Consider the following 24374-nt stretch of genomic DNA (forward strand, 5'->3'; position numbering starts at 1 on the left):
TCAGGTGTCAGCGTCGGCCCTGGTCGCCGTCCGCGGCTGTCCGCGCTCGCGCGCCCGTGCGTCGCGCAGGCTGTAGAGACAGCCGCAATAGGTCTGCTGATAGAAATCGAGTTCGCGCACCAGCTGGTTGCGCCGCTCGGTGAGCCCCTGCTTGCGCCAGTTGCGCGCCCAGTAGTGGACGCCCGGGTTGGCGGCGGCGGCCGCCGCGCCGGCGGCGTCGATCTGGGCCAGATCCTTCCAGCGCGAGGTCGACAGGGTGGTGGCGAAGAGGGTCAGTCCCTGGGCCGCGGCCTCGGCGGCGGTGGCGCGTAGCCGCTGGTCGAAGCAGCGCGCGCAGCGCGCGCCGCGCTCGGGTTCCTGTTCGAGCCCGCGCATCCGCGCGACCCAGTCGGCGGGGTCGTAGTCGGCGTCGATGAAGCGCAGCCCCAACCGCTCGGCATGGGTGATGGTCTCGGCCTTGCGCAGCCGGTACTCGCGCTCGGGGTGGATGTTGGGGTTGAAGTAATAGAGCACCGGGGTGATGCCGTTGTCGAGCAGACACTCGACGATCGCCGTCGAGCAGGGCGCGCAGCAGGTGTGGAGCAGCAGCCGGTCGGTTGCGACCGGTGGGGTCAGTGGGACGCGTGGCGGCATGGGGTCAGTGTTCCTGGTGACGGCAGTGGCTGTGATCGGCGAGCACCTCGAGCACCCGGCAGTGGTCGTCGCAGGCGCGGTCGCAGTCCGCGAGCATCTGGCTGATCTCGTCGCGTAGCGCGGTGAGACGCGCGATGCGCTGGTCGATCTGGTCGAGATGGGCGCGGGCGATGGCGTCGGCGCGATGACAGGGCGGCTCGCCGTCGCCCTCGAGCGCGAGCAGCGCGCGGATCGCGGGGATGTCGAAGCCGAGTTCGCGGGCGTGACGGATGAAGCGCAGCCGTTGCACCGCCTCTTGCGGGTAGCGACGGCGGTTGCTCGCGGTGCGCGCCGGGGCGGGCAGCAGCCCGATCTCCTCGTAGTAACGGATGGTCGGCACCTTGACCTCGGTCGCGCGGGAGAGCTCACCGATTCCAAGCATGATTCTGATTCTCACTTGATGCTCTAGTCACTAGAGATTGTAGCCTCATCGATGACGACAGGATTGTATCGATGAGGTGAATCTGAAGATGTCTAGCCAAGCTGTCGGGGCGCCGCTGACGGTGCCCGTGGAGACCCGGTTGCGGGTCGATGGGATGGATTGCGGGGCCTGCGCGAGCCGGGTGGAGACGGCGCTCGGTCGGTTGCCCGAGGTGCGCGCGGTGACGGTCTCGCTCGCCACCGCCGAGGTGCGGGTCGAGCATCTGCCCGGGATCGACCGCGCACAGCTCGCCGAGACCCTGTCGCGCCTCGGCTTCACGCCACGCGAGACCGCATCGACCGAGGCCACGGCCTGCGGCTGCGGCGCGGCGGCCTGTGCCGCCCCGGAGGCGCCGCCGAGGGGCGCCGATCGGCCGACGCCCTGGTGGCGCAGTCGTCAGGGGCTGCTTACCCTCGGCACCGGGGCGCTGATGCTCACCGCCTATGGCGCGGCGAGCCTGTTCCCGGCCTTCGAGCGCCCGATCTTCCTCGCCGCGGTGCTGCTCGGCCTGGTCCCGGTGGCGCGGCGCGCCTGGGCGGCGGCTCGGCTCGGCTCGCCGCTGTCGATCGAGACGCTGATGAGTCTGGCGGCGCTCGCCGCGGTGGCCGTCGGCGCCGAGGCCGAGGCGGCGGCGGTGCTGTTCCTGTTCCAGGTCGGTGAGTCGCTCGAGGGGCTGGCGGCGCGGCGCTCGCGCGCCGGGATCGGTGCCCTGATCGAGCTGTTGCCGCGCAACGCGCGCCGGCTGCGCGCCGACGGTACGCTGGAGACGGTCGCCGCCGAGCGGTTGCGAGTCGATGATCGCATCGAGGTCCACCCCGGCGAGCGCATCCCCGCCGACGGCGAGGTGCTGGAGGGTGTCGGCGGCGTCGACGAGTCGCCGCTCAGCGGCGAGAGCCTGCCCCAGCTCAGGCGCTCGGGCGATGCGGTGTTCGCCGGCAGCGTCAACCTGGAGAGCCGGTTGCGGTTGCGCGTCACCGCCGATGCCGCCGACAACACCATCGCGCGGATCACCCGGTTGGTGCGCGAGGCGCAGGCGCGCAAGGCGCCGAGCGCGCGTTTCATCGAGCGTTTCGCCCGCGTCTACACCCCGCTGGTGGTGCTCTTCGCCTCCCTGGTGGCGGTGGTGCCGCCGCTGTTCCTGGGCGCGCTCTGGTCGGAGTGGATCTATCGCGGCGCGGCGATCCTGTTGATCGGTTGCCCCTGTGCCTTGGTGATCTCGACCCCGGCTGCGATCGCCGCCGGGCTGGCCGCCGGGGCGCGTCAGGGGTTGCTGATGAAGGGCGGGGCGGTGCTCGAGGGGCTGGCGCGGATCACCCGGGTGGCCTTCGACAAGACCGGCACCCTGACCCTGGGCCAGCCCCGGGTGACCGAGGTGGTCGTCCTGGAGGGTGAGCGCGCGCGCCTGCTCGAGTGTGCCGCCGCACTCAGTCAGGGCTCGTCGCACCCGTTGTCGCGAGCAATCCTCGCCCACGCCGAGGCGGCGGGACTCGCCGCCGTCGCGCCCGAGCGCGTGCGCGCGCTCCCCGGTCGCGGGGTACGTGGCGAGATCGGTGGGCGTGAGTGCTTCCTCGGCTCGCTGACGGCGGCGCGCGAGCTGATCGGCGGCGATGCTTCCGGGCTGGTCGTCGCCGCCGAGTCGCAGCAGGCGCTGGGGCGAAGCCTCTCGGTGGTGGTCGAGGACGGGCGTGCGCTCGGGCTGATCGCGATGCACGATGCGCCGCGTGAGGATGCCGCCGCCGGCATCGCGGCGCTCGACCGGCTGGGGATCGGCGCCCTGGTGCTCAGTGGCGATCAGCGCCCGGCGGTCGCGGCCCTGGCCGGGCCGCTGGGCATCGAGGCCCACGCCGGGTTGTTGCCCGAGGACAAGCAACGGCTGGTGAGCGAGCTGCAACAGACCGGCGAGCGGGTCGCCAAGGTCGGCGACGGCATCAACGACGCCCCGGCGCTGGCCGCCGCCGAGATCGGCATCGCCATGGGCGGCGGCACCGAGGTGGCGCTGGAAACGGCCGACGCCGCCAGCCTGCATGCTCGGGTCGGTGATGTCGCGGCGATGGTGCGCCTGTCGCGCCGCACCCTGCGGGTGATCCGCCAGAACGTCGCCCTCGCCATCGGGCTCAAGCTCGGGCTGATGGTCACCACCCTGCTCGGCGTGACCGGGCTGTGGCCGGCGGTGCTCGCCGATACCGGCGCCACCGTGCTGGTGACCGCCAACTCGCTGCGACTGCTGCGGGCGCGGGTCGTCGAGCCGACGGCGGCAGGGGCCTCGGGCCGTCAGGAGGCCAGTGGTGCGAAGCCGGACGAATGCTGCCGGGACGGCGACCAGTCGCCAGCGGCCAGCCTCCAGTAGGAGAGAGCACCTTTCCGTAAGCCGGGCAAAGCGCAGCGTGCCCGGCGAAGGGGTTGAGGTCTCTGGTGTGGGCGTGGACTGCCGGGGCAGCTAGCCGTCAGCGGCCAGCGGCCAGCGGCCAGCGGCCAGCCTCCAGTCGGAGCGGGTCTCCCTGTCACCGGTCGGTGATCGCGAGCGGTCGAGGTGCGTTAGCTGTCATCGCAGTCGAATCCCCAACCCCCTTTGGACAAAGGCAGCGTGTCGGGCGCAGAGCAGGCGAGGCGTGCGGCTGGCCGCTGACGGCTGAAGGCTGGAATCCCTCCCGCCTTCGCGCCCTTCGCGGCTTTGCGGTTCGAATCAGCTTCCAGCGCTCAGCCTCCAGCCTCCAGCCTCCAGTCGAGGCAGCTGGTGTGCATGGTCGGCAGTTGACGGGAAAGACGGCATCTTGCGGTTCAAATCAGCTTCCAGCGCTCAGCCTCCAGCCTCCAGTCGAGGCAGCTGGTGTGCGGTCGGCCGTTGACGGGAAAGACGGTATCTTGCGGTTCAATCCCTTGGCGGCTGAAGGCTGGAATCTCTCCTGCCTTCGCGCCCTTCGCGGCTTTGCGGTTCAATCTCTTGGCGGCTGGCGGCTGGCGGCTGGCGGCTGGCGGCTGGCGGCTGGCGGCTGGCGGCTGGACGAAAAACGGCCAACCGCGTCGCGGTTGGCCGTTGTGGTTGAGGTGGTGGTGAGGGGCGCGGGTCAGCGGATGCGCGTGCGGGTGCGTCTGACCGGGACGGTCTGGCGGGCACGGCGCCGGGCATGCTGGAGCTGCCAGGCCATGGCGCCCAGGGCGCCGGTGAAGAGCGCCAGCTGGAGTGTCGTCAGGAGTGCCTCGCTCATTGGGCTGTCCTCGCGTGGTCGTGGGTCATGTTGCCGGGCGACCAGCGCGCCCGACCCTCGTTGTCGAGAATCGGGCTTTTCGCGGCCCGGTTCAAGGGGGCAAAAACCCTTAGCCGTCCGGGGTGAGACCCGGGTCGCGTCCTCAGGCTACACGCCGGTGCCGCGCACACAGTGTCTCGGCGGTGACCCGCGAGGCGCGGGCGAGCGCGCAGCTGGTGCACGACGGGATCGTGGCGGCCCGCGGCGGCGTGGTGCCGCTGCCGGTCGGGTCAGTAGCTGATCACCACGGTGTCCTCGGCGCTCATCGCCGCGAGGCTGCGTGCGCAGTCGACCTTGACGGTACCGGGGAGCATGTCGGCCATCTCCAGTCCGGCCTTGCGCAGACACATGCCGCAGAGCATCACCTCGGCCCCGGCGTCGATCAGCGCGACGAGCTGGCCGCGCAGGTCGTCGGGGGCGCCGCCGGCACGGTCGGTGGCGAAGCCCTGCTGGGCGAGATAGACGCCGCGTACGTTGAGGAAGACGGTGACGGCGTAGCCGGCCTCGAGCGCCCGGGTGGCGTGGCCGAGCGCCATGCCGGCGCGCCAGGCCTCGTCGCTGGTGAGGTTGTAGAAGACGTGACGATCGGGGGCGGCGAGGGCGCTGGCGGGGATGCTGAGCAGCAGTGCGATGAGCAGCGCGCCGAGGCGCGTGGTGCGAGCGGACATGGTTCGACCTCCTGTCGTGGTTGGGATCCTGCAGCGGCGCGCCCCTGTGGGCGCGCCGGCCCTGTCAGTCCTCGTCCTGCTGCTCGTCGCGCCGTCGGCGCAGCAGGTAGATGTCCATCTGCCAGCCCTTCTCGGCCTTGAGTTCGGCGCGGGCGCGCAGCGCCTCGTCGACCACCTCGTCGAGCGGTCCGGCGACCAGGCGCTCGTCAGCGGTGCCGACCAGCCCGCCCCAGTAGAGATCCATGTCCTGGCCGGTGAAGCGCTGGTAGGAGGCGTTGTAGTCGAGCATCACCACGGCGTTGTCGAGCGTGGCCGGGTCGCAGTGCTCGGCATGGCGTCCGGTGGTGATGGTGATCGCCTCGCCGACGCGGTTGAGCGGGATCTTGTGCCGGGCGGTGAGCACCTGGACCGAGGTGATCCCGGGGATGACCTCGAAGCGCAGCTGCTCTGGCTGCTCGGCGACCAGCTCGGTGATGTTGGTGATGGTCTGGTCGTAGAGCGCGGGGTCGCCCCACAGCAGGAAGGCGCCGGACTGGCCGTCGGCCAACTCGCGCTCGATCAGCTCGGCGAAGATCTCGCGCTTGCGCTGGTGCCAGCGGCGCACGCCTTCCTTGTAGTCGCCGTTCTCGATGGTGCGCTGGGGGCTCTCGGCGATGACCACCCGGTAGCTGCCGGGCTCGCAGTGCGCGTCGAGGATCTGGTGGCGCAGTGCGAGCAGATCCTCCTTGCCGCGCCCGGCCTTGTCGAGCATGAAGAAGACATCGGTCTTCCGCATGGTCTCGATCGCCTGCAGGGTGAGATATTTCGGGTCCCCCGGACCCATGCCGATGAGATAGAGCGTCTTCATGTGTATAACCAGCGACCAACCTGGCCTCGCGGCCGGAGTGACGGACTGTCTGGCCCCATGATCTGGTGTGGTGCCAGCCAACCGCGTCGGCGGTGGCCGATGGTAGCAGTATCCTCGCCGGACAGTCAGCCGTATCGGTCGTGGCGCATTCTGGGATCCGTTGGTAAGATGCCTGCCCGACGTAGAACCGGCTTTTTGCAGACATGATGCGGGCGAGAATTTTTCCCACAAGGGTTTTGTGGTTGCCAGCGCCGAAGGGGCTGACGCATGCTCGCGGATCGTGGTCGATGCTTGCCCTTGCGTCATCTACTACTACACCGACTGTTTCGAATTTGGCCAAGCGCTCGCCCGTCACAGGACTCCCGTCATGATCGTTCGTCATCGCACGCCGTCGAGCGAGCCGTTCGCCCCGGCCCCGTCGCGCTGCGCCGGTCGACGGTGTCTGTGCCAACTGTCGCAGTCTGGCGGGGCTTCACTACACTCAGCAGAGCCCAGCTGAGTCCGACGATCGAGATAACCCGGAGCTGACAATGCGAATCCTTTTTGTCCACCCCAACTATAGCGCCGGTGCCGCCGATATCGCCGGCAACTGGTCGCCGGCGTGGGTTGCCTATGTGGCTGGCTATCTGAAGTCCGGTGGCTACGAGGACTACCACTTCATCGACGCCATGGTGGACAAGCTCGACGACGATCAGCTGCGTGCCGCCATCCGGGAGATCGAGCCCGATATCATCGCCACCACCGCGATGACGCCGATGATCTACGCCGCGCAGCGCCTGCTGCAGGTTGCCAAGGAAGAGCGCCCGCAGGCCCTCACCGTGCTCGGCGGCATCCACGCCACCTTCATGTTCCAGCAGGTACTCGAAGAGGCGCCCTGGATCGACGCCATCGTGCGCGGCGAGGGCGAGGCGGTCACCCTCAACCTGGTGCGCAGCATCGATCAGACCGGCTGGCCGGGTGATCGCGACAAGGTCAAGGGTATCGCCTTCCTCGGCGACGACGGCGAGGTGGTCGCCACCCCGGCCGAGCCCTCGATCAAGGACGTCGACTCGATCTGGCCGGACTGGGGCATCCTCGACTGGCAGAAGTACATCTACATCCCGCTCGGGGTGCCGGTGGCCACGCCCAACATGGCGCGCGGCTGTCCCTTCACCTGCAGCTTCTGCTCGCAGTGGAAGTTCTGGCGCGACTACCGCGTGCGCGATCCCAAGCGCGTGGTCGACGAGATCGAGGAGCTGGTCAAGGTCCACGGCGTCGGCTTCTTCATCCTTGCCGACGAAGAACCGCAGATCAACAAGAACAAGTTCGTCGCCTTCTGTCAGGAGCTGATCGACCGCGATCTCGGTATCCACTGGGGCATCAACACCCGTGTGACCGACGTCATGCGCGACGAGGAGCTGCTGCCCTTCTACCGCAAGGCCGGTCTGGTGCACGTCTCGCTCGGCACCGAGGCGGCCGCGCAGCTCAACCTCGACCGCTTCGTCAAGGAGACCACGGTCGCGCAGAACAAGCGCGCGATCCAGCTGCTCCAGGAGAACGGCATCGTCACCGAGGCGCAGTTCATCGTCGGTCTCGAGAACGAGACCCGCGAGACCCTGGAAGAGACCTATCAGATGGTCATGGACTGGGGCGCGGACATGGCCAACTGGTCGATGTACACCCCCTGGCCGTTCGCCGACATGTTCACCGAGATGAGCGATCGGGTGGAGGTCTTCGACTACTCGAAGTACAACTTCGTCTCGCCGATCATGAAGCCCGACAACATCGATCGCGCCGAGCTGCTCGACGGGGTCATGGCCAACTACCGACGCTTCTACATGAAGCGGATGTTCTTCCAGTACCCCTGGGTGCGCGACCCCTTCCGTCGCAAGTACCTGATCGGCTGCATCAAGGCCTTCCTCAAGAGCGCCATGGAGCGTCGCTTCTACCAGCTCGGCAAGCAGAACTACTGGGGGCCGATGTTCAAGAAGCTGATCAAGTTCGACTACGACAAGAGCCGCGCCAAGATCGTCGAGCCGGATCACAACGCCTGGAAGAAGGCGCCGCCGGCCAAGCGTCCGGCGGTCTCGGCCACCGGTGCCGCGCCCCAGGCCTGCGCCGGGCCCAAGGCCTGTGGCGGTGGCGATCAGCAGATGACCGAGGAGCAGGTCAAGCAGTACGAGAACGCTTGATCCGCGACTTGGTCGACGCGGGCGGGTGGACGGTCGCGGCCGTTCCGTCCGCTCGCGCCGCATAGGCAATCAGCGGCCCGCTTCGTCGCACGACGAACGCGGGCCGTGTCGTTCAGAGATTCATCGCATGACCGATTCCGCACCGACGATCAAGATCGACCTCCCGCCGCTGCGCGACAGCGGCCCGCGCCGTGCCCGCACGCTGATGATCCAGGGCACCGCCTCGGACGTCGGCAAGAGCATGCTGGTCGCCGGCCTGTGCCGCGCCTATGCCCGCCGCGGCCTGGTGGTGCGCCCGTTCAAGGCGCAGAACATGAGCAACAACGCGGCGGTCACCATCGACACCGACGCCGCCCCCGGCCCCGACGGCGAGCAGCCGCGCGGCGAGATCGGTCGCGCCCAGGCACTGCAGGCGCGCGCCTGTGGAGTGGCGCCCTCGATCCACATGAACCCGGTGCTGCTCAAGCCGCAGAGCAACGTCGGCTCCCAGGTGGTGCTGCGCGGACGCGCGCTCGGCAACTGTCCGGCGCGGGTCTATCACGAGATGCGCCAGGGGCTGATGCCGGCGGTGCTCGACAGCTTCGAGCGGCTCTGCGCCGAGGCCGATCTGGTGCTGGTCGAGGGCGCCGGCAGCGGCGCCGAGGTCTATCTGCGCGACTGCGACATCACCAACATGCACTTCGCCGAGCGCGCCGAGGTGCCGGTGGTGGTGCTCGGCGACCTCGACAAGGGCGGCACCATGGCCTCGCTGGTCGGCACCTGGCTGCTGCTCGATGAGGCCGACCGCGAGCGGGTGGTGGGCTACATCGTCAACAAGTTCCGTGGCGACTTCTCGCTGTTCGAGCCTGCCTGCGAGACCATCACCGAGATCACCGGCTGGCCCTTCCGGGGCGTGCTGCGCTGGTTCGAGGGGGCGGGGCGGTTGCCCGCCGAGGACTCGCTGGCGCTCGAACGCCCGGCCGAGACCAGCGGCGGCGTGCTCAACGTCGCCATCCCGCGGCTGTCGCGGGTGGCCAACTTCGACGACATGGACCCGCTGGCCGCCGAGCCGAGCGTCAACCTGCGCTGGATCCAGCCGGGCGAGGCGATCCCCGCCGAGACCGACGTGGTGATCCTGCCCGGCTCCAAGGCCACCCGCGCCGATCTCGACTGTCTGCGCCGCGAGGGCTGGGACGTCGACATCATCGCCCATGTGCGCCGTGGCGGTCGGGTGGTGGGGCTGTGCGCCGGTTACCAGATGCTCGGGCGCGTGGTGCGCGACCCCCAGGGCATCGAGGGCGAGCCGGGCGAGACCCCCGGGCTCGGGCTGCTCGACATCGAGACCGAGATCGGCGGCGACAAGCGACTGATCGAGATCGATGGCTGCGACCAGCGCAGCGGCTGTCGCCTCACCGGCTACGAGATGCACATGGGGCGGACCGCCGGGGCCGGGCTCGAACGCCCCTGGCTGATGCTCGACGACGGCCAGGACGGGGTGCGTGCCGAGGGCGCGATCAGCGCCGACGGACGGGTGATGGGCGGTTATGTCCACGGCATCTTCGGTGGTGACGCGTTCCGCGCCCACTGGCTCGACCAGGTCGGCGCTCAGGCGGCGCGGATCGACTTCGAGGCACGCATCGAGGCCGCGCTCGATGCCCTGGCCGACCACTGCGAGGCCAATCTCGATCTCGACGCCCTGCTGACACTGGCGCGCTGAAGCGGAGGGGCGTCGTGACCGAACCCAAGGAGCTGACCGACAACCCGTCCTTCAAGGGTTTCACCAACCACGACTGCCCCTTCTACCCCTGTCATCCCGGGGTGCGGCGAACGTTCAACTGTCTGTTCTGCTACTGCCCGTTGATCGCCTACGACTGTCCCGGTCCTTACCGGATCTACACCGACCGTCACGGCAACCGGCGCAAGGACTGCACCGACTGCCGCCTGCCGCACGAGGGCTATCACTCCGCCTGGTCGTTCATCCAAAAGTGGCTCGACGACCCCCGACCCTGGTGCGGCGAGCCGCAGCAGCGCTATCGTCGACGCGATCCCTCCTAGCCGTTGGCGAGCGCGGTGGCCGATGGCTGTTGCTCCTGCAGCGCCTGCCGCACCGCCGTGAGCAGTTCCCCAGAGCGCCTGATCCAGTCTTCGAGCCGGCTCGATCGTTCGCCGGCGCGACGCAGTGTCTCCAGCCGCAATCGTCGCAGCCTGAACAGCGCCTCGCGCAGCAACTGCTCCTGTTCGAGCCGTATCTGCTGATCGTCGCCGAGTAGTTCGGGGTCCGACCCCATGGCGCCGGGAGCGAGGCCCGCGCGCACCAGCATCAGCCTGATCTCCGCCAGTCCGGGGCTGAGCAGTCGATCGCCGGCATCCGGTGGCTCGACGACCTCCCAGAGCGTATCGAGCGCGCTGAGCAGTCGTTCGGTCTCGAGGCGCGGCGACGGCGCCGGCAGCCACTCCACGCGTTCGCGCATTCCCTCGATCAGCTGCCCGATCAGGGCGCGATCGAAGCCCGCATCCTGGGTCTTGGCGATGGTGAGCATCTCGTGCGCTCCCAGCCGCTGACTGGTGGAGACGATGAACTCGGTGAAGGCGAGCAGGATGCCGAGTCGGCTGAGGTCCTTGCCGCGTCGGCCATGAGGGTAGCCGCTGCCGTCGAGGCGTTCGTGATGTTCGAGTACCGCGCGCGCGATCCGTCCGCGGGTCTGTGGCTCGCCCTCGAGGATCAGCGCGCCGATCCGTGGGTGGGCATAGAACTGACTCCAGTGCTCGGGGTGCAGGGGCTGCGAGGGAGCCAGCGAGGCGGCCTCGAGATGGAGGATGCCGATGTCGTGACAGAGTGCGGCCAACGCCAGACGCTCCTGGTCGCGAGGCTCCAGGGCGCGTGCGCTGGCCAACGCATCGGCCGCAAGCAGGGTGGCGACCCCATGCTCGAACAGCGCCGGGTTGAGATGATGGGCAACGGCGAGCTTGTTGCCGAGTACGCCGGGTGGATCGATCCGCGCGGCTGTGCGGCGCGGGTCGTGGTGCGGTCCGCCGAGACAGGCGATCAGTGCGGCCAGGGTCGGGTCCCGATCGAGCAGGCGCGCGATGGTCTCGAGCAAGGTGGTGCGATCGACCCGCTCGGCGAGGCGAGTGGTGCGGTCGATCGGTTCGAGCAGCTTGTGGCGCAGCAATCGCTCCAGCACCGAGCGATCGATCCGCGCGCCACGGGCCAGCAACTTGCTGCCATTGGCCGCGCGGATATCGGCGCTGGCGGCGATCGGCTGTGTGTCACCGAGGGTGGTGAGACGACGGATATAGACCGACTCGTCGAGCGTCATCGCGAGCCGTCCGGCAGACGGTGAGCGGCGTGGGGCACTGATTGAACATCCATGTTGCAGCATTGCGTGCGACCCCGATCCGGGCCGTGTCAACACGCGAGCGGACACCGCCTGGGACGGTGCTCGAACCCTCATCCTAACACTGGATGTTGATCAGTGTGTGTCTCCAGCGCCTCGCCGCTGGGTGAGGTCTGTCGGCCTCCTCATAAGGGGCGTCCATGCCAGACATCCCCAAGATCTGTTTAGAGGCTGCTCGTTATCCCTTGAGGGGATTCGTAACGCATCTATCACGCAATGGAAAAAACTCGCGACCTATCTCGTAATCATTTTTCGGGATTCGTAATTCTCAAGCAAATGAGGGAGATAGCAGGCGTGCTGGAATCATAATTCCTTATAGGATTTCGTAATCATCACCGCAGTCGGTACCGACACAGTTACCGTCGCCCTCATAACCGCTTATGGCGATTCGTAACCGGCTTTTCTCGGCAGTCAATCTGACCCGCCTGAAACTCATAATCCCTTATAGGGATTCGTAACGCTCGTCGCCGAGCTGCCCGAGAATCTGGCAGACATCTCATAACCCCTTATAGGGATTCGTAACCGCCCGGGCGGTGAGCGGTCTTGAGGGCGCGGCGCTCTCATAACCCCTTATAGGGATTCGTAACAGCCAGAAACTCGGCGGCGCTGCTACTCGCCCTTTCCTCATAACCCCTTATAGGGATTCGTAACGCGCCTGCGCCTCTCCGCCGACGACGAGGGCGGCAACTCATAACCCCTTATAGGGATTCGTAACCGCCTTCTTGTAGCGACTCGTCTTGTTCCAGTAGACCTCATAACCCCTTATAGGGATTCGTAACCCCCTCTAGTTCGCGCTGTACGGCCTCGCCGGCTTTCTCATAACCCCTTATAGGGATTCGTAACTCTCGCGCCCCTGAGTCTGCGGCTGCAGGCTCCAGGCTCATAACCCCTTATAGGGATTCGTAACATCATATCCGCGGCTACGTCGGGCGTTACGAGGATCCTCATAACCCCTTGTAGGGATTCGTAACCTCGCCGTCCTCGTCGACGTGGATCAGATCGGCGTTCTCATAACCCCTTATAGGGATTCGTAACAACCTTCGCCGGGAACGTTGACGAAGATTGCGCAGACTCATAACCCCTTATAGGGATTAGTAACGATGGCTGGCGTGATGAACGTATCGGTCGTCTGCGTCTCATAACCCCTTATAGGGATTCGTAACTCCTCGCCCGCTTCGCGATCATCTGGGGCGATCACTCTCATAACCCCTTATAGGGATTCGTAACCCATCTGCTGCGTCGCGAGCAGGTGGAGAAGGCCGTCTCATAACCCCTTATAGGGATTCGTAATATGGCAATCCAGCTCGGCGCGCTCGCGCTTCCGGATCTCATAACCCCTTATAGGGATTCGTAACGCGGACCGCGCAGCCTAGGCGCGCACCGGTGTTCGCTCATAACCCCTTATAGGGATTCGTAACGCGGACCGCGCAGCCTAGGCGCGCACCGGTGTTCGCTCATAACCCCTTATAGGGATTCGTAACTGCGCCGATCGGGCCGCCGACCGCGCCGCCGATCACCTCATAACCCCTTATAGGGATTCGTAACCGATGTGGGCTCGCCGTCGGGGCCGGCGGTCTCGACCTCATAACCCCTTATAGGGATTCGTAACATGCCGAAACCAAAACGGCGCAGTGCCGGGCGCAATCTCATAACCCCTTATAGGGATTCGTAACGTGGGCCTCGGCGACGGTATCGGCGAGGATCTGTCCCTCATAACCCCTTATAGGGATTCGTAACATCATGGCCGACCATCCCGCGATCGCCGACGGTGACCTCATAACCCCTTATAGGGATTCGTAACGCCTACCAGCGCGCGCGCTGGGTCTTTGCCGGCCGTCTCATAACCCCTTATAGGGATTCGTAACCGGCAATAGCTGCGCAGTATCTGCGCCGGGGTCCGGCTCATAACCCCTTATAGGGATTCGTAACCGTCCCGCCCGAGGAGGACGTCGAGCCCGACAACGACTCATAACCCCTTATAGGGATTCGTAACCCACGAGCTGCACAACCGCCAGGAGGAGGCTGACCTCTCATAACCCCTTATAGGTATTCGTAACGGTGTGGGGGCTGGCGGTGGCGATCCTCGGCTGCGGCTCATAACCCCTTATAGGGATTCGTAACCTCGGTGGCCTCGTGATCGGCGAGCGCCTTCTCGGCCTCATAACCCCTTATAGGGATTCGTAACGCGACCGTCACTGTCGTAGCGCCACCGGACGTGGTGCTCATAACCCCTTATAGGGATTCGTAACGCGTCGGCAGCCTCACCATCGACATCCCGCCCGAGGCTCATAACCCCTATAGGGATTCGTAACGGGCCATGCCAGCGCCGCGCTGAGGGCCACAGAGATCTCATAACCCCTTATAGGGATTCGTAACCTTCACCGCCGAGCAGCAGCGCACCATCAAGGCGCTCTCATAACCCCTTATAGGGATTCGTAACGGGGCCAGATAGGGAGATCAGGCATCGGCGCTCAAGCTCATAACCCCTTATAGGGATTCGTAACACCGCCAAAGCGGCGTGATGCCGCTATCACTGATGACTCATAACCCCTTATAGGGATTCGTAACTCAATGTGCCGTCGAGCGTCCGCCATGCCGGTGTCTCTCATAACCCCTTATAGGGATTCGTAACCTCGGCCCGATAGACGTCGAGCACGGCGGGGATGGTCTCATAACCCCTTATAGGGATTCGTAACCTGCCGACGGAAGCTGGCCCGCTGGGCCTGGGAGATCTCATAACCCCTTATAGGGATTCGTAACGATCGTGGGCAGCGCGTCGAAAAACGCGGAAATGGTCTCATAACCCCTTATAGGGATTCGTAACCTGCCCCGCATCTCCGGCGAGGCCGCGTCATTGCTGCTCATAACCCCTTATAGGGATTCGTAACGGGAAGCGGCATGACCCGGCGCGCGTATCCCAAAGACTCATAACCCCTTATAGGGATTCGTAACGGTGAGCACGACATGCGGCAACAGCGCGCCGCTCGCCTCATAACCCCTTATAGGGATTCGTAACCGACCAGATAGGGGCGCCCGGTGTCGGCGAAGTCGGCTCATAACCCCTTATAGGGATTCGTAACCAGCACCTCGGGATCGAGGGTATCGAGCCGGCAGGTCTCATAACCCCTTATAGGGATTCGTAACGGCCTGCAGAACGAGACGGAACTCGACATACCAGAGCTCATAACCCCTTATAGGGATTCGTAACGGTGCGTTGCAGCGCCGCGCGCGCCGCTTCGCCACCCTCATAACCCCTTATAGGGATTCGTAACCAATCGCAAAAGGCAGAAGCTCTACACCTCGATTGACTCATAACCCCTTATAGGGATTCGTAACGCGCAACAGCGCATCCTGCGGCGATTCGGAACGCGTCTCATAACCCCTTATAGGGATTCGTAACCGCCTCGCGCCCGGAGTAGCCGAGCGCGCGGAAATTCTCATAACCCCTTATAGGGATTCGTAACGTGCCTGCTTTTTTTTCGTCGGTTTCCTCATTGTTTCTCATAACCCCTTATAGGGATTCGTAACGTTGGTACAGGCGGTGACACAGGCGGTGACACAGGCCTCATAACCCCTTATAGGGATTCGTAACGAGCGCTATCGTGGTTGAGCCATCTGCACTCGTTGACTCATAACCCCTTATAGGGATTCGTAACGCATCCGCCACGGCCAGGTATCCCGTACTCAATAGCCTCATAACCCCTTATAGGGATTCGTAACTAACCAGGCCCTTGCCGGGCTGGGGAACGGCTGGATCTCATAACCCCTTATAGGGATTCGTAACAAAGCAGCTGGGCCTCGGGGCCAAGGGCGACCGCACCTCATAACCCCTTATAGGGATTCGTAACGCCTACGCCGATGCCGCCATAGGCTGTTCCTGTGGCCTCATAACCCCTTATAGGGATTCGTAACCCTCGATTTTGATGTGTTTCCTCTAGTGTTAAATGATGCTTGTGTTGACTTTCTTTGTGTGGAGGCTGATGGCCGTGCGTCGGAGTCTGTAGTTGGAGACTTCACAGGCGATAGACGTCTGGGGGCTACAAGACGCCGTAATCGGTCTTGTGTCTGGTATCCGCTTTACGACTGACTGCTCCTTTGCCGGATTTTGCCTTGATCAAGTGGGTAATCTCTACATTCTTGCGGTTTTCTGCTGTGATTTCGGTGATTCTGTCCTCTGGGAGCATGGCCGCGCTCAGCTCTTGGCGCAAGCGCACGGCTTCCGCTTCGGTCATGTCTCCAGAAAAAACAGAATATTGTTCGTGGTTGAGATAGCGTTTCAGGATCTTTCTGAAAATTCTGGTCCGTTTCGCTTCGACGTCATACGTGACGAGCATGAACATGATTAAGCCCGCCGCTTGAATGATTCGTACTCGGAAACCTCGAGAACCTGTCGTTCGAGTCCAAGTGCTTCACGATAGATCCACTGCCTGAAGCTGTGCCCGGAGTATTGCTCTTCAAGGCGTTGTGCGAACAGTTCGCTGACGTGGCGACGCCCAGTCTCCGTCAGCAGGCAGACTCCCTGGTTGATGGAGAACCAGTTGTCGCCGAGCATCTTGCGGCGTGCCATGCGGAAGATGAGCATGTCGGCAAGCACTGGCTTGAAGGGTTCGGAAAGGTCCAGGCTCAGTGACGCGCGTCCGTGGCCCGGGGCGTGCAGTACGCTGAAGGTCTCCTCGAGATGGGTCTTGCTTGTCTCGTGCCGGGTGACGGTATAAGTGAGCTGATTGAGAAAGGAGATCAGGCAGTTGACCGGATTGTTCGGCGGCCGTCTTACCCGCGGCGTGAAATCCAGCGCCGGATCGATGTGTCGCCAGCCGCTGTAGTAAAGCTCGTGCAGGTTGCCCTCGATTCCCATCAAGGTGGGGCTGCTGTCGGCCGTGCCGATCTTGTCCATCAGACGTTGCATCTTGGTGATGATGTCACCCAGCGCTTTAATTCCTCTGTAGTGGTAGTAGCGCAGATTGGCGAGCATGTTGTGAGCCGCGCCGCGAACGACCTCCCGAGCGACGGCAATACGTTTTCGCTCGTCCAGTAACAGCTCTGCCTGCTTGAGCTTGACCATGCCCGCTGGGTTGCGGTCGAGTGGTTCGAAGCTGCCCTTGCAGTAACCGTAGTAGTCGAATACCGATAGACGCACACCGTGCTTGCCGCACAGCGTCAACAGGCGACTGTTCAGGCGGCTCTCGCCGAGTAGGACCAGATGCCCGACGGCTTCGATCGGCAGCGAGCGCTTGCGCCCGTCGATCATGATCGACAAGGTGTTTTCGTGCTGCCTGAGTGTGGCATCACGCGTGACGAAGAGCGTTTCCATCAGTCATACCCGCAGAAAGGTGCCAATGAACAACTGGCGCACAGGCCGATTTTCGATGCTTCGGGAACCTGCTCCGACTGGGTGAGCCGTTCGAGGGCGAGGCTGTCGTGCCAGAGCCCATCGAGCAGGGCTGAGTCGAGCGCGACTTCACGCCAGCGTCGGTTTGTCAGCACCTGTACCCGTGCCGTCCAGGCGCGCCCCGTGGCGATGGAGAGCATGACTGCGTAGTAGCCGACCTGGCGGTCGACGGCGATTTGGGCTCCACCGGTTCCCTTGTTCTCGAACACGATGGCCTGCTCCCAGTCCAGCCGATCCGGGGCCAGACCGAACAGGCCGATCGTCGAGCGGTCGCGTTTGTAACGGGTTTCCTGATGTGCCAGCCCGGTTGCGACGCGATTGTTCCACTGGGCGAAGTTGATCCGGTGCAGGTACATCCAGGCTCGCCGCCGACACAGGTTGATGTGCTGGAAGTGCAGTCCCTGCAGGTTCAATCGGTCGACACGCTCAGAGAACGCCGCTGACTGCGTCCAGTGAAATCTCGGGGTCATGTCCGGGTACCAGTCCGGTTAGGCGAACAAGCTTTTTCACGGCCTCCAGTGCCTGGGGGTGATCCTCCCAGTCGAATTCATAAGGGTCGATGTCTTCCAGCTCGTCACACCAGCGATTGACCAGGCGCTCATCGCAGGGCAACCTCAGGGTTCGCGTGGTGTGAGGGAAGTGGCAGATCCAGTCGCGTTTGGCGTGATGATCCTTGTCCTCGCGCCAGTAGTCGTCGAGGCCGCCCTGGATGTGGATTTCGTCGCCCGTCTCGATGCCGCGCTCGAATACCTCCGTTTCCCGTTGCAGCCAGACTTTGGGATAGTCGTATGCCTCGCCGGTGTCGCTGACCACTCGGATCTTCGGCTCGATCGTGCGTAGATCGAATGCCTGGGCATGGAACAGCTTCAGCCAGTGGTTGACCTGCTCGGTCAGACCCGGTTCGTCGGCCAGTTGACGTACCCTCTGCTCCAGCCGGTAGAACGCGCCGGCGCCCTTGGGTTGGTGGGCGAGCAGGTGGCCTCGGCGGGGCTGACGGTTGCTTGCGTGCTCCAGCAGCACTGACCAATAAAGCGCGGTACACCACTTCGCCTGACTGGATAGCTGGCCGAAGGTGCTGGCGGTATTGTGAGGCGAGAACTCGGCCTGCACGGATCGGCTGAGTACTTGGGTCAGTGCCGCGATCGTGCTTCGCTCACCGGGCTGCTCCCGGACCCAGTCCACGACGGCTCGCAGCCAGGGTTTTCGCTGCTCTTCGATCCGCACAATGACGCGACCGTTCGCGCCGCGCCTGGCTGCGCGGCCGTAGCGTTGCAGGAAGCTCATTGCCTCGAAGCCCGGTTCCATGAGCATGAAATCGGCATTGCGGAAGGTCACGCCCATCTCGACGCTGGCGGTTGCCAGGATCAGGTCATAGGCGAGCGGGTCGCGTTGACGACCGATCGCGAACCCTCCTTGATGTCGGCCCTTGGCGGTGCTGTCACGCACACTGTTGATCACCAGCACCCGGGCGGGGTCGATTCCGGCCTCGGGCAGCTTGCGTGACAGCCCCGGGAGGTCCTTCTCCAGGTCGACCAGGCGGTTGTAGACGATGACGACCTGACGGCCCGCTGCCAGTTCCTCGACCACCTCGTTCAGGTGGTCGAGGATCAGGTCGTAAAGGCTTGGGGAATCGACCAGCGAGAGGTGCACGTCGCCGTGGAGCGGGCGGCCGTCCGGGACGATCCGCTCACGCAGCAGGGCGATCGCCTCTTCGGGGATGCCGATATCCACCAGGGTTGGTTTCAGGTCCAGTGGTGTCGCCGAGAGGAAGCTGATGCGCGACACCCCGAACCCTACCCGGTTGTCGAGTTGAACCGTGGCAAGGCGGGCGAACAGGGCCGCCAGACCGAATCCACGCGCCTCGATCGAGTGGAATTCGTCGAAGACGATGTGATCGAACTGCTCCAGCATGTCGAACACGCCTTCGCCCGCCTGTCCAGCCTCCACCCGGCGGCGGATCAGCAGGCCGCTGACGACCTCGGGGGTAGCGACGATCATGCCGCCATCGAAGCTGCCCAGGTCCGTCATCTGGAGCAGCCGAACCCCGTTGATGCTGGCCACGCCCTGGCTTCTCAAGATCGCCGTCTGGTCGCTGCTCCAGATCGCCACGCTTTGTGCGGCCTTCTGTCGGCTCCAACCGGCATCCTGCAGGTCGTTGATCAGCCCGTTGGCCAAGTTCTGCGCCAGTCGTCGCGTCGGTACGATGAAGAGGATACGGTGTCCACGATCGCGCAGCGCACGCTGGAAGGCGTAGCTCTTTCCGGCCCCCGTGGGGGCCTCGGCGATGCGTATCCGTGCCGGGTGCTCGATCAGGTCGCGCTGCAGCGGTGAGAGTCCATCCTCTCCCGCCGCGACGCAGTGCCTGGCGATGATCACGTCCATCGGGCGACCTCCTCTCCGGCCTGGGTGAGCGGCATCCATTCCGTGAGCTGCAAGCCGTAGAGCAGGAAGCGCTCGACCGCCAGCTCACGCCCGAACAGTGCCGCTGTCGCGGCGTTGAGCCGGACCTGCTCGATGCTGTCGTCGCGGGTGAGTTTCAGCATGCCGTTGCGATGCAGACCGATTCTGATGACGAGCGATGTCTGGCCTGTCTCCTCGAAGGGATCGATGCCGAAGAGCGCGCCGCGGAAGACGGCCCCCGGGGGCACCTCTTGGGTCGTCCAGAATTGCTTCAGGTTGCCCTTATAGGTGACATCGCGAAGCTTTTTCTGATAACCGCCTTCCTCCTCCAGGTTGAGTCGGCGCGCCAGCGGCGGCAGCAAGCGTGGATCGTCGGCTATCAGCAGCGACGCCCGCCAGGGCATGACGCCCAGGTCACGACGGTAGTCCTTCTCCGGGAGCGCGCCGCTCGCGCGCATCCAACCCAGTGTGCCGGCCAGGCCGAACGCCAGCGCGTTGTCGCTGATGAGCTCGGGTAGGGTGGCCGTGCCACCCTGAACTGCCAGCGAGTGATAGGCGAACGGTGTCAGGGTCTCGGCACGCAGTCCGATGGCCGGGCTCATTTTCCGAACCAGCCGTCGAAGAGCTGCGCGATCTCGGTGGCGGCCTCCTTGTATTCGGCCTCGAGTCGGCCGCCAGGCTGGTTGAAGTCGTCGACGAGCTGCTCGACCCATCCCTGGACCTCCTGTCCTGGGATGACGGTTTGGTGCAGGGGGGCGAGTAGGTTGTGCAGTCGTGCGGTGGCGGTCTCGACGTCGGTCGTCTCGGCCGGATCGAAGTGCTTGATCAGTTCGTAGGGCGAGGTCTCGGCCTTCTCGAATTTATCGGCGTAGATCCCGACGCAATGGGTGCGGATGTTGATGCCGGTCACCGAGGTCTGACCGCCGTAGCTCCCGGCCATGCCGACCGACAGCAGCAGGTGCTTGAGTCCGATGGCGGGGAGCATCTTCCCGCGCGTCGAAAGCACCTGGACCATCAGCGATCCGGGGCGGATGAAGTGGCGGCTGAAGAGGTTGTCGGTGTTCTTGTTGTCCTCTGCGTCCCAGAGGGTGCCATCCTCCATCCCACGGTTGTGGAAGCTTTCGTCGACACACAGATATTTGGGCCGCAGGCTGAGCCCGTCGGAGTAGTTCACCGCGGCCCGTACCGGCAGGACCTTGTTGTCGGAGTTTGCCGAGTCGCCGAACACCAGGGTGTTCAGGTCGAAGGACTCGGAGGGCTTGGCCTTCTTGGGGATCACGGTACGGTTCTGTGGATAGCGCCCACCCGCGCCCATCGCGCGGAGGATCTGTAGTGCGCGCCCCCGTTCCGGGTATTTGAACTTGTTCGGCACCGCGCGGACGTAGGTCTCGTCGTTGAACTCGATATCGGTGATCTCTTGCTCGGCATTGCGGAAGACCACCGGCGCGATCGCCTCGCGGATCAGCACCAGGGAGATGCTCCCGAGGTTCTTGCGCTTCGGGTGCAGATAGGCGCTGTTGTCACCTTGGGTTTTCTCGAGCAGTCCGTTCAGGGGGGCGAGATAGTCGTTCAAGCGTTCCATGGGGTGGCTCCTTGCTTATGAATTGGCTGCGGCGGGTGCGTCAGTGGCCTCGGACTTGGGGCGTGGCGCGGTCAGAAACGACATGCGGTAGATACTGCCGAGGATGCGGCGGCTGCTCTGGGCAGGGGGGCGCCCCTGCATGACCCCGAACCAGACGTCGTCGACGAAGAGTTGCGCGAAGGACAGAAAGGCATCCGCCAGCGTTTCCTCGGGGCGATTCTTGGCGCTGGCGATCTTGTTCTTGCGCGCCAGGTTGGTTTCGAGTTCTCCGGCGACTGCCATGGCGAGTGATTCCGGGTCGCGTTGCCCCAGACGCCAAGCACCGATCGCCGTTTTCAGGCAGAGGTTGAAGGTCAGCATCTCCTCGTTCGTGGAGGCACTGCCGTGCGGGCGTTGCTGGATGCGGGCCGCCGCGTGTCCCAACTTGACCAATGGGGCTTCGGTGTCGCTCATGCTGTTCTCCTCGATACATTGCTCAAATTCGCGCTTGAAGCGCAGGGTGCGATCCGGCTTCCCGCTCCTGGCCGCCTCGTGCAGAGACGACCAGGTCAGGCAGATTGCGCCCAACCGTGTCGCGGGTCGCGTGTAACGGTCGAAGACCTCGAATCCCAACCCATTGGTGTCCAGAATGAGCTGGGCCGTCTCCAAGCGTTCGATGGCTGCTGGAACCTGCTCGATGCGCAGTCGACGACCGCCGATCAGGTCGGCCAGTCGGCGTGGCATGGCGTCATAGGCGAAGAAGGCCTTTTCGTTCGTTGGCAGTCCGCGAAACAGGTGCAGGGGGCGGCCGATCCGCAGCGCGCTGCGCAGCAAGAGGCGCAGCAGTGCGGTCTGCTCCTCTGTCTTCACTGGAACGCGTTCGAAGCGGGCGACACGGAAGCGCTGGCGATAGGCGCCCAGCCCCGAGTAGACCTTGCCCTTTGCCACTTGCTCGCGCGCCAGATCGAAGACCGACAGCGACTGGAAGTCACGCTCGTTGTCGAGCACGAGTCCGGCGAACAGGCCGGTCGTCGAGGACATGGACAGCAGGGTGGGAATGCCGTCCGGCCTGCCACCGGCATTGGCATGGACGACGCTGCGCAGTCGATGCTCGGCATAGGAGACTGGAGCAATGTGCGTTTCGCCGGTGGCCGAGTCGATGTTCTCGAGCCGCCCGTCTCGTCCCGAGAAGGCGGACTTCTTCACCTCGTACAGCTTGTCGGAGTCTTTGAACGTCGCATCCTTGCGCACCGGCATGTCGGTGATAAGGCAGCGTTTACCCTGCTTCGATGGGGCTGCCATGCGCTTGTTGTCGAGTCGCTCGGCAAAATGCGACACCACTGCATCGAGGCGGTCTTCTCCTTGAGCCAAGATGCTGTCACGCAGGCCGGGCTGATCGTCCGTGCCTTCCAGCCAGTGGTGCAGCAACCCACCAGTCCCCCAAATATCGGCGTACAGGTCCGGGTTGGTGGTGGCGCGCTGTGTCGCCCAGAGGCTGGTGAAGGTGCGCCGTGATGCGGCGTCCTCGATCGCGCTCAACCAGGCGGGTCGCTCCTCTCCGATGACATCGAGCACGGCCTGCTCGCGTGCGTCATAGCTCGGCAGTTGTTTCACCGCCTTGTAGTTGAGGAGCAGGGCGAGGTGTGCGGCCGATCTCAGGGCGTGTTGTGCATTGCCCGACAAGGCTTCTGGGTTGGGGTAGGGGGTGATGGTCTGTCCCTGACCCTTCGGCCAGTTGGGTTCCAGACCGATGCAGCCAAGGAGTCCGTCGAGTTCTCGGGTGATGACCTCGTTGGCGAGGGTCGACTTGACCCGGAAGAGTGCGGCGAGGTCGCGCCCTTTCAGTTTCGACGAGAGAAAGTTCGTCAGTTGCTCATGGTCCGGCTGTGAGTCCAGGATTTCAGGCAGACCGCGATTCGAGACATTGATGCGGAGTCCGAAAAGCTTGCGTCCGAGAAACCGTCGCACCTTGCGGATTGCGGTGTCGCGGATCTCATTTGCTTGCGCGGCGGGAACCAGCATGACCAGCCGCCCGTCCTGATGCCCCTCGATGAGTGGCGGAACGGGTTTACAGCAGGCGGACAGGGCACGCTGCAGTTCATCGACGAGAAAGGGGTGGTGCGGATCGAACAGGTCGATCAGTGTCCAGTGACGCAGCAGGTCGCTGTCGAGTGCGCCGTCCTTGCGCAGACGCTCCAGCACCGCATCGATGCCTTCCTTGAGCCAGAGTCCGTCGAGCTTGTCGGCCAGCGCGACATAGCGCATCAAGCTCGAGAAACGCCGGGGCGGATACTCCGCCGGCGGGCTGCGATGCGCCTGGGTGGTTTCTACATGCTCGATGAGAAATCGCACCTGGTCCGCTGTCAGGGCATCGCCGGTGAACTGGTCGAGCCCGTATCGCGCCCAACGCTCGGCGATTGCCTCCAGTGACAACAGCGTGCCACGTGGAAGACAGAGGTCCTTGTCGACGTCATGCATGAAGGCGAGGGCCGCCAGGATACGCAGCTCTACACGCAGTCCATCCAGGTCGATGTCCGGGGTACGCTCCAGGATGTCGAGTGCGGCGAAGATCAGGGCGCCACGCGTCACCGAGAGCAGGTGATCGAGCAGGGTGATGTTGGCGCTTTCGGCATAGCGCGCATTCTTGACGGGGTCGGGGTCATATCCTCCCTTGCCGCTGATGGACATGAGGTGCACGACCCGCGTGTCGATGATCTTTCCCGCGCTCAGATCCCTCTGTTTCTTCTGATCGAGCACGTGACCCTTGCGGTCTTTCAAGACGAAAGGCTCGACGACTTCGGTCATCAACGCCTGATAGACGTCTGCGGCCACTTGGCTGGCCAGGGTGAGTGAATCGCTCATCGTCCCACCCCGTCCTCGGCCAGACCGATGCAGCCGAATCCGTTGCGGGTCTTCTCGCCGAGGCCCGCATACCAGGCCAGGAGCAGGTCCTCGCGGCTGCCGGCGAGCACCAGAGGTGCGCTCATCCCGATGACGAAGGCCGAGTGTCCATTACGCATGCGTTTGGTGCTCACCAGCACCGAGTGCCGAGGGTTGGCGCGCAGGTAGAGGCTGTCGGGATGAACCTCCAAGGCGACCTCACGGCCGGCGATACGGCTCAGGCGTGTGTTGACCGCCGCAGAGAGGTCGAAGGCGTCGAGGCGTGTATGCCAACGCTTGCCGGGTGCCGAGCGGTCCCGGATCGCGATGGGGGAGAGGGTGAGAACACCTAGCGTGGCTTGCTCGGACAGCATCGGTGGTGATTCGTGCACGACGGTTGCCGAGGTGAAGTCGAGCAACTCGCCCGTTGTGGTGCGCGCATGGCGCAGTGCGCCGGTCTCGAATGCAGCCAGGATCGCGGCCAGCTCCGCGCTCGGGGTAGAGACGACCAGGGTGTGAGCCCGCCCTTGGTGCTGGTTGTGGAAGCCGAGCGGGGCAAAGGTCCACGGTTGGGCCGATGCGCCGATGACCTGATCCGGCCGGGCGCCGCTCTCGATCCAGGCGTTGATTAGGGTGTCGTGGATGAGGTCTTGATGACGGTAGTCCGCCTGCTCTCCAGGTCGAAGCTGTAAGCGAACCCTGTGCATGTCCATGGCGATATCCCTTGATGGAAGCTACACTTT

General features: G+C 64.5%; 18 protein-coding genes and 1 CRISPR repeat array. Of the genes, 4 read left to right on the plus strand and 14 right to left on the minus strand.

Going from position 1 to position 24374, the window contains the following annotated elements:
* Complete coding sequence (locus tag ACAM26_RS16525) at nt 1-633, minus strand: epoxyqueuosine reductase QueH (RefSeq protein WP_369614144.1); 633 nt, start codon at nt 631-633, stop codon at nt 1-3.
* A 4-nt stretch (nt 634-637) separates the two neighbouring features.
* Nucleotides 638-1054, minus strand: coding sequence for a helix-turn-helix domain-containing protein (locus tag ACAM26_RS16530; protein ID WP_123141257.1), 417 nt, complete (start codon nt 1052-1054; stop codon nt 638-640).
* Nucleotides 1055-1142: 88 nt separating this feature from the next.
* Here ACAM26_RS16530 and ACAM26_RS16535 point away from each other — a divergent pair, with 88 nt between their 5' ends.
* Nucleotides 1143-3440, plus strand: a complete 2298-nt coding sequence (locus ACAM26_RS16535) for a heavy metal translocating P-type ATPase (RefSeq protein WP_369614145.1) — start codon at nt 1143-1145, stop codon at nt 3438-3440.
* 718 nt (nt 3441-4158) lie between these two features.
* On the opposite strand, the gene ACAM26_RS16540 is transcribed toward ACAM26_RS16535, so the two are convergent.
* The 3 genes from ACAM26_RS16540 to cobF all read right to left on the minus strand — a co-directional run bounded on the left by ACAM26_RS16540 (nt 4159) and on the right by cobF (nt 5853).
* Entirely contained in the window at nt 4159-4299 is a 141-nt protein-coding gene (locus tag ACAM26_RS16540) for a hypothetical protein (RefSeq protein ID WP_160330969.1), read from the minus strand.
* Nucleotides 4300-4568: 269 nt separating this feature from the next.
* The gene (locus tag ACAM26_RS16545) at nt 4569-5006 is read right to left on the minus strand and encodes a DsrE family protein (RefSeq protein ID WP_123141255.1); all 438 of its coding nucleotides are present in this window, start codon (nt 5004-5006) and stop codon (nt 4569-4571) included.
* 64 nt (nt 5007-5070) lie between these two features.
* Nucleotides 5071-5853: a precorrin-6A synthase (deacetylating) gene (gene cobF, locus ACAM26_RS16550; protein WP_005220790.1), complete on the minus strand. Its 783-nt coding sequence runs from the start codon at nt 5851-5853 to the stop codon at nt 5071-5073.
* A gap of 530 nt (nt 5854-6383) precedes the next feature.
* Between cobF and bchE the strand changes: the two genes are divergently transcribed.
* The 3 genes from bchE (at nt 6384) to ACAM26_RS16565 (ending at nt 10058) form a co-directional block, all read left to right on the plus strand.
* The gene (gene bchE / locus ACAM26_RS16555; RefSeq protein WP_123141253.1) at nt 6384-8024 is read left to right on the plus strand and encodes a magnesium-protoporphyrin IX monomethyl ester anaerobic oxidative cyclase; all 1641 of its coding nucleotides are present in this window, start codon (nt 6384-6386) and stop codon (nt 8022-8024) included.
* Nucleotides 8025-8151: 127 nt separating this feature from the next.
* The gene (locus tag ACAM26_RS16560; RefSeq protein ID WP_369614146.1) at nt 8152-9720 is read left to right on the plus strand and encodes a cobyric acid synthase; all 1569 of its coding nucleotides are present in this window, start codon (nt 8152-8154) and stop codon (nt 9718-9720) included.
* A 14-nt stretch (nt 9721-9734) separates the two neighbouring features.
* Complete coding sequence (locus ACAM26_RS16565; protein ID WP_123142954.1) at nt 9735-10058, plus strand: cysteine-rich small domain-containing protein; 324 nt, start codon at nt 9735-9737, stop codon at nt 10056-10058.
* Here ACAM26_RS16565 and ACAM26_RS16570 read toward each other — a convergent pair.
* From ACAM26_RS16570 to ACAM26_RS16610, 9 genes are all read right to left on the minus strand, one after another.
* Nucleotides 10055-11323, minus strand: a complete 1269-nt coding sequence (locus ACAM26_RS16570) for an HD-GYP domain-containing protein (protein WP_369614147.1) — start codon at nt 11321-11323, stop codon at nt 10055-10057. The two genes, ACAM26_RS16565 and ACAM26_RS16570, sit on opposite strands and share 4 nt — an antisense overlap.
* A 380-nt stretch (nt 11324-11703) precedes the next feature.
* A CRISPR array of direct repeats spans nt 11704-15313; the repeat unit is 28 nt; unit sequence CTCATAACCCCTTATAGGGATTCGTAAC.
* 125 nt (nt 15314-15438) lie between these two features.
* On the minus strand, nt 15439-15741 hold the full coding sequence (gene cas2, locus ACAM26_RS16575) for a CRISPR-associated endonuclease Cas2 (protein ID WP_369614148.1): 303 nt from the start codon (nt 15739-15741) through the stop codon (nt 15439-15441).
* 2 nt (nt 15742-15743) lie between these two features.
* Nucleotides 15744-16712, minus strand: coding sequence for a CRISPR-associated endonuclease Cas1 (gene cas1 / locus ACAM26_RS16580; protein ID WP_005220807.1), 969 nt, complete (start codon nt 16710-16712; stop codon nt 15744-15746).
* Complete coding sequence (locus tag ACAM26_RS16585; RefSeq protein ID WP_369614149.1) at nt 16712-17203, minus strand: Dna2/Cas4 domain-containing protein; 492 nt, start codon at nt 17201-17203, stop codon at nt 16712-16714. Before ACAM26_RS16585 ends, cas1 begins: the two co-directional genes overlap by 1 nt.
* Before the next feature lie 13 nt (nt 17204-17216).
* Nucleotides 17217-19172 (minus strand): DEAD/DEAH box helicase, encoded by a 1956-nt coding sequence (locus ACAM26_RS16590; protein ID WP_369614150.1) that lies wholly within the window; start codon nt 19170-19172, stop codon nt 17217-17219.
* Entirely contained in the window at nt 19163-19792 is a 630-nt protein-coding gene (locus tag ACAM26_RS16595) for a hypothetical protein (protein WP_369614151.1), read from the minus strand. Before ACAM26_RS16595 ends, ACAM26_RS16590 begins: the two co-directional genes overlap by 10 nt.
* Nucleotides 19789-20772, minus strand: a complete 984-nt coding sequence (locus ACAM26_RS16600) for a type I-D CRISPR-associated protein Csc2 (RefSeq protein ID WP_123141244.1) — start codon at nt 20770-20772, stop codon at nt 19789-19791. The genes ACAM26_RS16595 and ACAM26_RS16600 overlap by 4 nt, the downstream gene beginning before the upstream one ends.
* A gap of 15 nt (nt 20773-20787) precedes the next feature.
* On the minus strand, nt 20788-23613 hold the full coding sequence (locus ACAM26_RS16605; RefSeq protein ID WP_369614152.1) for a hypothetical protein: 2826 nt from the start codon (nt 23611-23613) through the stop codon (nt 20788-20790).
* On the minus strand, nt 23610-24344 hold the full coding sequence (locus ACAM26_RS16610; RefSeq protein WP_123141242.1) for a CRISPR-associated endoribonuclease Cas6: 735 nt from the start codon (nt 24342-24344) through the stop codon (nt 23610-23612). Before ACAM26_RS16610 ends, ACAM26_RS16605 begins: the two co-directional genes overlap by 4 nt.
* Nucleotides 24345-24374 lie beyond the last annotated feature (30 nt).

This window comes from Marichromatium sp. PS1 (assembly GCF_041155115.1).
Taxonomy (GTDB): domain Bacteria; phylum Pseudomonadota; class Gammaproteobacteria; order Chromatiales; family Chromatiaceae; genus Marichromatium; species Marichromatium gracile.